The 12,073-nt window shown below is 46.2% G+C and carries 7 protein-coding genes; all 7 read left to right on the top strand.

Annotated elements, in window-relative coordinates:
• Positions 1-82 precede the first annotated feature (82 nt).
• The 7 genes from CEF13_RS19780 (at position 83) to CEF13_RS19750 (ending at position 12,072) form a co-directional block, all read left to right on the top strand.
• Positions 83-3,100, top strand: a complete 3,018-nt coding sequence (locus CEF13_RS19780; RefSeq protein WP_102713243.1) for a glycoside hydrolase family 38 N-terminal domain-containing protein — start codon at positions 83-85, stop codon at positions 3,098-3,100.
• A 183-nt stretch (positions 3,101-3,283) separates the two neighbouring features.
• Positions 3,284-5,086 (top strand): sensor histidine kinase, encoded by a 1,803-nt coding sequence (locus tag CEF13_RS19775; RefSeq protein WP_243864283.1) that lies wholly within the window; start codon positions 3,284-3,286, stop codon positions 5,084-5,086.
• Complete coding sequence (locus CEF13_RS19770; RefSeq protein ID WP_102713241.1) at positions 5,079-6,677, top strand: response regulator; 1,599 nt, start codon at positions 5,079-5,081, stop codon at positions 6,675-6,677. The genes CEF13_RS19775 and CEF13_RS19770 overlap by 8 nt, the downstream gene beginning before the upstream one ends.
• A gap of 29 nt (positions 6,678-6,706) precedes the next feature.
• Positions 6,707-8,062, top strand: coding sequence for an extracellular solute-binding protein (locus CEF13_RS19765; protein ID WP_102713239.1), 1,356 nt, complete (start codon positions 6,707-6,709; stop codon positions 8,060-8,062).
• Between the two features lie 229 nt (positions 8,063-8,291).
• Positions 8,292-10,130 (top strand): ABC transporter substrate-binding protein, encoded by a 1,839-nt coding sequence (locus CEF13_RS19760; RefSeq protein WP_243864284.1) that lies wholly within the window; start codon positions 8,292-8,294, stop codon positions 10,128-10,130.
• 93 nt (positions 10,131-10,223) lie between these two features.
• Positions 10,224-11,234 (top strand): ABC transporter permease, encoded by a 1,011-nt coding sequence (locus tag CEF13_RS19755; protein WP_102713237.1) that lies wholly within the window; start codon positions 10,224-10,226, stop codon positions 11,232-11,234.
• Between the two features lies 1 nt (position 11,235).
• Positions 11,236-12,072, top strand: a complete 837-nt coding sequence (locus CEF13_RS19750) for an ABC transporter permease (RefSeq protein WP_102713235.1) — start codon at positions 11,236-11,238, stop codon at positions 12,070-12,072.
• Position 12,073 lies beyond the last annotated feature (1 nt).

Genomic DNA, 12,073 nt, shown 5'->3' with positions numbered 1-12,073 from the left:
GAAAATAATCACAATAGAAAGAGCGGATATCCGCTCTTTCTTCTTACTCTGGACATTACTGGATTCTTATAGGAGTGATTAAATGCCATATGAAACAAAGCAAATTATGCTAGATAAGGTGAAAGTCGTTCTTTCGCGGCTGCGCGAGGCGATTTACGAGCCGGTTGGGAACTTGCTTGTTCATGCTTGGGCGACCAAAGAACCGGTAGTTTACAAGGAGAGAATGTCAGGCAATCCCATCGGTCCGCTCAATCCGGGCGATCAATGGGCCGAATTATGGGATTGTGCGTGGTTCCGCTTCAAGGGTACTGTGCCGGATTCAGCGAAAGGGCATAAAGTGGTTTTGCTGCTGGATATCAGTGGTGAATTGTGCATCGTGGATAAGGACGGGGAGCCGTACCGGGGACTTACGACCAAAAATTCGACCTTCGATTTGGTATTAGGGCTGCCTGGCAAGCGGGTGGTGGAAGTCAGCGGCTGCGCAGCTGGCGGTGAGAGCATTGACTTGTGGGCAGATGGGGCCTGCAACGACCTGTTTGGAAATTTCCAAGGCGGCACAATCAGGGAAGCGAATATTTCAATCTGCAACGAGCCTTATAGACAACTTTATTATGATTGGGAGGTTCTCTCCGAACTGGCTGAGCAGCTGCCGCAGACAAGCGCTCGCCGGGACCGACTACTCCAGACGTTATATGAGGCTTCTCTCATTCTGAGCGAACTGCGGGAAGAAACGGTCTTCAGAGCTGCCGAAATGCTGCAGATCGAGCTGGGGCGGCAAGGTGGGGATCCGGTACTGGAAGTCAGTGCGATTGGGCATGCCCATATCGACCTAGCATGGCTGTGGCCGATTCGCGAAACTATCCGTAAGGGGGCCCGCACATTCGCGACTGCTTTACGCAACATGGAGACCTACCCGGATTATATGTTTGGCGCCAGCCAGCCTCAGCTTTATGAATGGATCAAGGAGCGTTATCCGAAGATATACGCCCAAATTAAGGAACGAGTGCATGAAGGACGATGGGAAGCCCAGGGAGCCATGTGGGTGGAGCCCGATACGAACATCTCCGGCGGGGAAGCTCTGATCCGCCAGATTTTGTATGGGAAACGCTTCTTCCAACAGGAGTTCGGCCAAGAAATGAAGGTTCTTTGGCTGCCGGATGTGTTCGGGTACAATGCCAGTCTGCCGCAATTGCTCAAGAAATCGGGCGTGGACTACATGATGACGCAGAAGCTGAGCTGGAGTGTCTATAACAGCCATCCGCACCACAGTTTCTATTGGGAGGGCATTGACGGAACCCGCGTACTGACCCATCTTCCGCCAGAAGACACGTACAATAGCCCAGCCGCTCCAAGATCACTGGCGAAGATCGAGAGCCAGTATCTGGACCGCAATGTTTCCAGCCATGCGCTGATGCTCTTCGGAATCGGCGATGGCGGCGGCGGCCCCGGCGAAGAGCATCTGGAACGATTGGCACGGGAGAAAAACCTGCTCGGCATCCCTCCGGTCGTACAGGAAAGCTCACTTTCTTTTTTTCACAAGCTGGAGAATGAAGCCGAACGCTTCCAGATCTACAAAGGCGAACTGTATCTGGAGAAGCATCAAGGCACGCTGACGACGCAGGGCCGGAACAAATGGTATAACCGTAAGTTGGAGAAGACCCTTCGTGAGGTGGAGTATGCTGCCTCGCTATTATGGGTGACCGGTGGCATTCCCTATCCTTCGGATCGTCTTGAGGAGATATGGAAGGAGGTCCTGCTTTACCAATTCCATGATATTCTTCCCGGTTCGTCTATTAAAAGAGTGTACGACGAGTCGCTGGAGCGTTATTCCGTCCTGTATGACGAGGTTTGCGCCATGAAGGCTGATGCCTACGAGCGGCTTGCAAGCATGGCGGGATGGAGCGGAGAAACGGCAGTTTCCAACTCCCTTCCGTGGACACGGGAGACTTGGATCTGTCATAACGAGCATTGGCACAAAATCGCCGTGCCTGCTATGAGTTTCGTCCAATTGAAGGATGCCATCATGGAGCCTTCACCGGAAGTCACGCTTAAGGCAACGGAGCGGCTGCTTGAGAACGATCTTTTGACCGTTCTTTTCAATGATGAGGGCCAGATTACTTCTCTATACGACAAAAAGAATGGACGCGAAGCTATTCTGCCTGGTTCTGCAGCTAACATCTTGTCCGTCTATCATGATGACGGCGATGCATGGGACTTCCCACAGGATTACCGGGACCGAACTGCAGGAACGATGAGACTTGTCCATAGCCATCCATCTGTTGTAGGGCCGAATGCAATTCTGGAGCAGAAGTACCAATATGGGGAATCACAATTTTCACAGCGAATCGTACTGGCCGAGGGAGACTCGGTGCTCAAGTTCGAAACAGAAGTAGAGTGGAAGGAATCGGGGAAAATGCTGCGCGCGTCATTCCCTGTGAACGTTTGGGCAGACGAGGTGAGCTGCGATATTCAGTTCGGCTCCATCAAGCGTCCGACAACCCGCAATACCGGCATTGAATTTGCCAAGGATGAAATTTGTGCCCATCATTTCATTGACCTATCGAGACATGACTATGGGGTCGCTCTGCTAAACGATTCCAAATACGGCCACAGCGTAAGGGGATCCGTCATGGATATTAATCTGCTGCGCAGTCCAGCTTATCCGGATCCGCAGGCGGATCGCGCGTCTCATCGCTTTACCTATGCCCTCTATCCGCATGCAGGCAATGAGATCGAGGCGAAAGTTTATCGCAAAGGGTATGAACTCAACATTCCCTTAACGGTGATGGAAGGAAGTCAGAAGGCGGAAGGCGGATTCCCGCCGATACAGCTGCTTCAAATCCATCATCCCCTCATCATGCTCGAGTCGGTCAAAAAAGCCGAAGACAGCGATCATCTCGTCTTCCGTCTCTTTGAAACCGCCGGAACACTAGCTCGAGCGGAGATTGCAATGGGAATGGAATGCGTTTCAATCGAAGAAACCGACTTGATGGAGCAGCCGATCCGGCTGCTAGGCGAGCAGTGTTCATCGGTTGAGCTGGAATTTTCACCCTTTGAAATTAAAACGATCCGCATTGCGGTTGCAAACCCGAGTGAATAAAGGTGACCTAAAATAAGTTGGGAATGGAAATAGAATCATTAAATAAAGAGAGGCTGCCATTAGCATGGCAGCCTATTTTAGTGTGAGATAAATTTAATTAGAAACGCCCTAATAACGGTAAAAGATTAGAAGGAGCTTCGACAATCGAAGCGAATAATTAATAAAAGCGCATACTGAAGCAGGTTGGGGAATAACAAGACAGAGCTGTTAATGAATGACTTAGACGGCGGTGTTTATGGTATGAGAAATAAACGGTTTTTCAGTATTCGTTCCAAGGTAATGCTGCTTTCTGTTGTACTCGCCGTTTGTCCATTATTAATCGTGAGCGGCTTCTCCTATTTCGAGTCCAACAAGGTGGTCCGAAATCAAGTCATTGATTTAAATTTAGCGAATGCCCAGCAGATTTCGAACAATCTGGACATGATTGTAAACGATGTGAATACCATATCTTTAAACCTCATACAGAATAATGAGATAGCAGCCTATCTCGCATCTCCGAGCACAGCTGTCAAGCAGCAAAATTACCCGCGAATTCTCTCCATTCTTAATGATCAGACCTTTAATAAGAAGCATATCTATTCCATTTACATGCAGGACCTAGGCGAAGTAGGTTTCGATAACCGCGGAGCGGTTAATCTCGTGCCTAACGACATGCTGCTGCAAGCCAAAGCGCTGAAGGGCAAGGACAGCTGGTATTTAGATACCGTATGGGTGCAGAACAAAGAAGTGAAGGTAGTCTCTATGATTAGGGACATCCGAGATATCAATCATATCAGCCGTTCATTGGGCATATTGAAAATAAATATTCTTGAAAGCAGCTTCGGAGATTTATACCGGACAAAAATGAAGGATAAGAGCCTATTCTATTTAATCGATGAGAGAAAAGATATTTTGTCAACCATCTCCGCTGATCAATTAGGAAGTCCTATCGCGACGTCACTGACTAGCCCTGATATGGCGCGCCGGACAGAAGGCTTTTTTAACACCGTCTATAAGGAAAAGGAATATTTAGCCGTCTACTACCGAATGGAAACGAAGAACTGGAACATCTTGGAGCTGACGCCTTATGAGTTAATTATGAAGCCGGGCAATGTCATCAAAAGTGTTACCATTTATTCAATCGTAGTAAGTCTCGTCATTTGTTTGACTGTTATATTTCTTTTCGCATCAAGAGTACTTACGCCTTTGAAACAAATTCGATTGCTGATGAAGCGAGTGGAACGCGAAAATTTTAATTTGGAAATGAAAGTGACAGGCAATGACGAGATTACGCTGCTGGCACTTGGTTTCAATCAAATGTCTCAGAAGCTGGACGAATTGATCAATGAAGTGCATGTATCGAAGATTAAACAGAAAGAGGCGGAATTAAAAGCGCTTCAGGAGCAGATAAACCCCCACTTTCTATACAATACGCTTGATCTTATTTATTGGATGAGCCGAATGGAGAAGGCGTTCGACACATCTGTCATGATTAATTCACTCTCCCAATTGTTTAGGATCGGTCTTAATAGTGGAAGCCGTTTCACTACCGTAAGGAAGGAAGCCGAGCATATTCAACACTATATGTTGATTCAGCAGAAGCGTTATGAGGAAACCATCACCTTCTCGCTTCAAATTGACGACGAGGACATACTCGACTGTACGGTGACCAAGATGGTGCTGCAGCCCATTGTCGAAAACGCGATTCGCCATGGAATCGAAGAAAGGGAAGGCAGCGGGCGGGTTGATATTCACATCTTTCGAGATGGCGTCGACCTTGTTTATTCGGTACACGACGATGGAATAGGTGCAGACGAAACGTCCATTCGCGAAAAGCTGAACAGCTCCTCAGATGAGCCTCAAGGCTTGGGGCTTAAAAACATTCATGATCGAATAAAGCTCAATTACGGTTCGCTATATGGTATCGAATTTCATAGCACCCCTTTGAAGGGGACAACGGTAATCGTCAGACAACCTTATTCGAAAGGACATGTGACGAATGTTTAAAGTAATGATCGTAGATGACGAGATTGTTGTGCGCAAAGGAATCATGACCTCTATCGATTGGGCTGCTCATGGGATTGAGATTACGGCAGACGCAAGAAACGGCAAAGACGCTCTTTACAAACTGCAGCAGGAGCCTGTCGACTTGATCGTAACGGACATTCGTATGCCCTTTATGTCAGGAATAGAGCTCGCCAGATCGGTCAAAATGTTATATCCGAATATTGGAATGATTCTGCTGAGCGGATATGAGGACTTTCAATATGCAAAGGAAGCGATGCTGATCGGTATTCAGCATTATTTGCTCAAGCCGGTCATTGCAGATAAATTAATCAGCACGATAATGGAGGTTATGGATAGCGAACATAAAAAACGCATAATGAGGCAGGCAGACCTTATTAAGAGCAAGCTGTTTAATGAGAATTTGCCATTTATTAAATCCAAATTTATGAACAGTCTGATTAATAAAAGGCTGGATAAGAGTGAAATGATGGAGAAAGCGAACAGTTTGAGAATCAGCCTAGAAGGACCGATGTATCAGATCATTGTGATGGAAATCGACGACTATACCATTTTTAAAGAGTGTTTATCGCAAAAGGAAAATGAAGCTTATTTGTTCGCACTCCTCAATGTAGCAGAAGAAACGCTCGTATCACGTTATCGAGGGTTTGTCGGCTTTGGGGAGTCCGGGAAATTGATCATATTAATCAATATCGAAGCAGATACGTCGATCATGAGTCTTTGTGAAGATATTCAGTCCAAGCTCATGCACTATTTAAAAGTGTCCGTATCAATCGGCATAGGACAGCCCGTTCATTATATAATGAATGCTTCCCAAAGCTATGATCAGGCCGTTCAAGCTATTCAGGAAAAAGCTTTTTTCGGAAAGGGAAAAATTATCGTCTATTTAGAGCAGAATGGAACGAGAAGTCCTGACTCGAAGCGTCTCGTATTTTTTAGAGATGAAGAAAAGAAGCTAGTGCAGTCTCTGTTAACCTTTAATATTGAAGGGCTGCGCGAAACCATAGACCATTATTTCATGCGTTTTAAATCGGAGAGCATCTCATTTGAAGGCATAAAAAGCTACTGCGTCCGGATTATGATTTGTCTCATTCAGACACTGAAGGAAATGGATATTGATTCTGAAAGGGTGTTTCCAGCTCATTTTCTACCTCAGATTGCAGTTGAGAAATACGAGCTGGTTGCCGACTTGGAAATTTGGATCAATGAGTATATGGAGCAAGTGATTGATTTGATTGGAGAAAGGACAAAACATCATTCCAAAAAAATAGTAAAAGAAGTGATTCATTACGTTAGAAATCATTACGATAAACCAATTGGGTTGACGGAAGCGGCGGACTATATCGCAGTGACGCCTCCCCATTTAAGCAAAGTATTCAAAGAAGAAATGGGCATTACGTTCATTAAGTGGCTGAATCAGCTTCGAATGGAGGAAGCCAAGCGGCTTTTGAAGCATACTTTCCTCAAAACCTATGAAATCGCAGAGAAGGTAGGCTTTCAGGATTACAAATACTTTTCGTTGATTTTCAAAAAACACACCGGCTATTCTCCACGGGACTATCGGAATAAATGAGCTAATCTGAAGCAAAGGGAGGCGTTATAATGAGCGATATCTGTAAGCTTCGCACCCTTTTATTCATCGTTTTTTTCATTCTAAGTGGCTGTGCCTCTAATGCTGCCGAAGGTGTTACAGATGCCGAGCGCAAAGATTTCATTGGGACGTCTGCTAAAATCAAGCTGACATTGACAGATTCTTGGTTAGCGACATCAACAGCTGCGGTTGACGTCGTCCATCGCAGCCTGATTGAGCAGTTTGTCCGGGAGCACCCTCAAGTTGAGCTTTCAGAGGATATACTAGACAATGCCTCGCTGAAAACGAAAATCAAAACGCTGGCAGCCGCCAATTCACTTCCGGACGTATTCATGATGCTCGGGTCGGATGCGAAGATGCTGCTGGATAATGATCTAATCATGCCAATGGAAAATATAATGGACCAAGATTCCGAATGGAAGCAGGGGTTTCGTCCACAATCATTCGAAGACTTCATGTTTGATGGTGTACTCGCAGGCGTTCCTATGCAATTAACTGCGACATCCATCATTTATTATAATGAAATTATTTTTCGGCAAGCGGGCTATTATACCTTTCCCAAAACATGGGATGAATTTATCGAAGCGGTCAAAAGGATCAAGGAGATCGGTTATACACCTATAGCTATGGGCAATAAAGATCAGTGGGTTGCAGGTTCATGCTTACTGAGCGCGCTTGCCGACCGTTTTACAGGGACGGAGTGGTTCAGAAGCATTGAAGAAAACAGCGGTGCGGCATTTACAGATAGGCCGTTTGTCAACGCGCTGGCAGCAATGAAGCAGCTCTCGGAAATAGGCGCATTCAGCGAGGACATGATTAGCATGGATAATGCACAGCAGCGCTCGCCCTATTATCTAGGCAAAGCGGCTATGTTTATGGAGGGCGGCTGGGCAGTATCGTCTGTTGTGGCAGATGCGCCGAAGTCGATTCTGGATTATACGCATCTCGCTCTGCTTCCTCCTGTTAATGGAGGGAGAGGACAGGCAGGCACGGCAGCGGGCGGGTCAGGCTGGGCTATTGCTCTCAATTCAAATCTGGAAGGAGAAAGGCTGGCAGAAGCCATTGAATTAGTCAAGCTGCTGACGGGTGAAGCCGCTGCTAATCGAATGGCGGAACGTGGTGATATTTCGGGTTCGTTCGCGACTAATTATGATAAAAGCAGCTCGTCTCCATTATTTGAACAATATTTGGACCTGCTGCAAAAGGCAAAGCTGACTCCGGTCTTTGATGTGAGGCTGGCTCCGGAGGTTGTGCTTGCTATGAATGCAGGGCTGCAGCAGCTGCTGCTGCCTGAATCCGAGTTGACGCCTGAGGTGCTGGCACAAGATATTCAAGCTGCATATGACCGCATGCAAATGTATGAATAAGGGCATCAGCGCTCGCTCCGGCGATGTGTTGGTGTCTTTTTGCTTGAATCATAAAAAAATGGATATAACCACAAAAATACGCATATTTACCGTATATGAAAGAAACTCTATACTAAATATGTAAGCGTTTTCTAGCAGCTGGATAAATCATTTAGGAAGGGGATCTGGGGGCACGACTGATTTGTTTAACGCTTGTAACGAACATCATTTTATGATTGGAGATGTGAAAATGAATATGAAAGCGACTTCGAGGATGCTTTTGCTCGTTTTTATGATCGTTACACTTTTAGCAGCGTGTACAAACTCACCAGCACCACCGTCTGCCACTAACCAGCAAACAGATAAACCAGCAGCAACGGATACTAAAAAAGAAGATCCTCCTGCTACAGAGGAAACGACGAAACCAGACTCGGGAAGCTCAAAGGAAACGGCTAGAAATGAAACGCTATATATAAACGGTTTGCAGTGGGGAGCACCGACTAACTTCAATTTGCTAAGCGGAAACCCTGCATTTCCAATCAACTACGGGAACTCTCGCGAGCTCATTTACGAGACCTTGTTTATGATCAATATGAATGATGGCAACTTGGAGCCCCTGCTTGGCAGTTCATATTCATGGTCTGACGACACAACGCTCAAAGTGGAGCTAAACAAGGATGCCAAGTGGAGTGATGGCACTCCATTTACAGCGGACGATGTCGTATACACGTATAAGCTCGGTCAGAAATATGAAATTAACTGGACTAGCTACTGGGATTACATTCAGGATGTAACCGCGGATGGCACTAACTCGATTACCATTAAGCTCAAAGCTGATAATGCTAATAAGCTGACGGTAACGGAGAGCTTAGAACTGATCCCGATGCTTCCGAAGCATATCTGGGAAGCAATCGAGAAGAAAACGAATAATGACTTGGCAGAAATCCGCAAGGAATTTAATGAAGACCCAATTGGTACTGGTCCTTACAAAATGTTTTTCTACAATGACCAAAAAATTACTGTACAGCGCGATGACAATTACTGGGGCAAAACCTTGTTCGGCAAGCTTCCTGCTCCGAAATACATTACGCACGTGATTTACAAAGATAATGCTTCCGGTGACTTGGCGTTCAAAAACGGCCAGGTTGACGTTTCGCAGCAATTCACTCCACAGGTATGGAAAATGTGGGAAGGCGGAGCACCGGTTAAAACCTACTTGAAGGAAGCTCCATACTATCTGCCGGGCTCGATGCCATCTATTTTCTTCAATATGGAACGGAAAGGTCTGGATAATAAGGACGTAAGAAAAGCGATTGCGATGGCGATTGACTACAAAAAGATTTCTGAGCTGGCAATGAGCGGTTATTCCGCCGACATGAAGCCATCCCTTACGCTTGATACACCGGCTGAATCCAAATATGTTGACCAAGGGGCTATAAAGTCTCTGCAATGGACGACGGATATTGATGCCGCCAACAAATTACTCGACAGCATTGGCGCCAAGAAAGCCAAAGATGGCATTCGGGTTCTTAATGGGGAAAGACTGGGGCCTTTCGAAATCGAGTGCCCATACGGTTGGTCGGATTGGAACGCCGCATTGGAGATTGTAGCGCAAAGCGCGAAAGCAATCGGGGTTGAAATTCGCACCAAATTCCCTGAAGCGCCGGTATGGACCAATGATCTTCAAACCGGCAAATTCGATATTATTATGAACACGCCTGCCGGCAACGTTACTCCGGCGAATCCTTGGAGCAGATCAAGAACGATCATGTATTCCAAAGGTGTAGCAAAAATGGGTGAAATGGCGTTCTGGAACTGGGGCCGCTACAAAAACGACAAAGCGGACGAAATTATCGATAAAATTCCGACGGCAAGCGAGGCGGATGCGAAAGGTCTTTACACGGAATTGACTAAAATTTGGCTGACGGACGTTCCGTCGATTCCACTTATGTATCGCCCATGGGTATTCTATACCGTAAACGAAACGGTATGGAAGGGCTTCCCGGTTGACGGAGACGGAAGCAATATTCCACCACAAATCGCGATAGATGGTGCAGGTGTCAGAGCTTTGTATCAAATTACAAACTAATTAGCGAAAGCACTAGAGGCAGGCCTATATTTGGGTATTCTCTCCCGAGTATAGGCCTCCTTTCACCAGTACTCTATCGGAGGTGGAATACGATTGAATGCCTATACTAAATATTTTATCAGAAAATCGGGATGGTATTTGCTTACGCTGTTAATTGCTCTCATCCTGAACTTCATGCTGCCTAGACTTATTGAAGGCAATCCCGTCAGTACGATCGCATCTCAAGTATCGCAGGGTATGACGGACAGCGATTCCATAAAGCGGGTATATGATAATTTTATGAAGGAGTTTGGTGTAGACAAGCCGCTCGTCGTTCAATTTGGCATTTACTTAAAAAATCTTGTGTCAGGTGATCTTGGCACCTCGTTTGGCTTATATCCAAGGAAGGTATCCAATATATTGGCCTCGGCAGTTCCTTGGACAGTAGGTTTGCAGCTGCCAGCTATACTTGTTGGCTGGATTCTGGGCAACGTGCTTGGTGCCGTTGCCGCTTATCGCAAAGGCGTTTTTGACAAAGTGCTGTTCCCGGTAGCTTTATTCGTGAATTCCATACCGTTTTTCACACTGGCGATCATCATGCTGTATTTGCTCGCCATTACTTTCAAGTGGTTTCCGATGGGGGGAGGCTATGATTACCAGATGGTGCCGCATTTCAGTCTGGACTTCATTCTATCTGTCATCAGGCATCATACTCTTCCCTTCCTGTCCATCGTGTTAGTTACGATTGGGGGCCAAGCGATAGGCATGAGAGAAATGTCCATCTATGAATTGAATTCGGACTATGTTCTCTATAGCAAGCTGCTCGGCATCCGCGATTCACGTGTAGCCAGATATGTATTTAAGAATGCAATGCTGCCGCAAATTACCGGCTTGGCCCTATCTATCGGCACCATGGTCGGCGGCTCTCTTATTTGCGAAATCGTATTCAGCTATCCCGGCATCGGCACTTGGTTGTTCACAGCTATAAGACAGCTTGATTATCCACTAATATCCGGCTGCACGCTGCTTATCGCTTTAACCGTGCTGCTTGCTAATTTCACAATTGAAATCATTTATGGCATCGTTGATCCAAGGATCAAGGCGGCACAAATGGAGGAAAACTGATATGACTCATTCCATTGGCATTTTAATGAAATCCCCCAAATTCCTAATTGGCTCTATCACATCATTGCTCATGATTCTGCTGGTCATGATTTACCCTCTGATTAATACAAAAGATCCGCTGGAGATGATGGCACTTGCATTTCAACCGCCAAACTCGGATTTAATATTGGGCTCAGACAATTTCGGAAGAGATTTATTTCTAGAGCTTATATACGGTATCCGAACCTCCATTATGGTAGGTCTGGTAGCCGGCTTATGCGCAACTTTGATCGGTTTAGTCATCGGCTTGGCATGTGGATATATCGGGGGATTTGTCGATAATATTCTGACAGCGCTAACGAATATGTTTATCGTCATTCCATCTTTCATCGTCTTGATTCTAATCTCTGTCAGTCTTAATTCACGCAGCTCCTTCATCGTCGCGCTTATAATCGGACTTACCAGCTGGCCGTGGACGGCGCGAGCCGTACGGGCGCAGACTACGTCGCTGCGCAACAGGGATCACGTGAACATCGCTAAAATTTCAGGGCACAGCACACCCAAAATCATCCTGTTCGAGATTCTTCCCTATATCGCATCATATGTGGTCATGGCATTCATCCTACAGGTGGCTTCCGGAATTTTATCGGAGGCTTCGATCTCGATGCTCGGCTTGGGGCCCTATAATACGATATCTCTTGGAATCATTATGAACTGGGCATTGGTATTCGAAGCTCCTGTGGCAGGAGCATGGTGGGCTTTCATCCCAGCGGCGTTTGCTATTGCCATCATTACGTTCTCCCTCTATATGATTAACACCGGAATGGATGAGATTTTTAATCCTAAGATAAGGAGCTAAC

Origin of the sequence: Paenibacillus castaneae (genome assembly GCF_002884445.1) — a bacterium.
Classification (GTDB): Bacteria; Bacillota; Bacilli; order Paenibacillales; family Paenibacillaceae; genus Pristimantibacillus; species Pristimantibacillus castaneae.
Note: the sequence above shows the minus strand (reverse complement) of the source record. Positions and strands in the feature narration are given on the sequence as shown.

Bases quoted from the DNA above. Each gene is read 5' to 3' on its own strand.
- CEF13_RS19770 (WP_102713241.1), top strand. From the start codon at position 5,079: ATGTTTAAAGTAATGATCGTAGATGACGAGATTGTTGTGCGCAAAGGA.
- CEF13_RS19760 (WP_243864284.1), top strand. From the start codon at position 8,292: ATGAATATGAAAGCGACTTCGAGGATGCTTTTGCTCGTTTTTATGATC.
- CEF13_RS19780 (WP_102713243.1), top strand. From the start codon at position 83: ATGCCATATGAAACAAAGCAAATTATGCTAGATAAGGTGAAAGTCGTT.
- CEF13_RS19765 (WP_102713239.1), top strand. From the start codon at position 6,707: ATGAGCGATATCTGTAAGCTTCGCACCCTTTTATTCATCGTTTTTTTC.
- CEF13_RS19750 (WP_102713235.1), top strand. From the start codon at position 11,236: ATGACTCATTCCATTGGCATTTTAATGAAATCCCCCAAATTCCTAATT.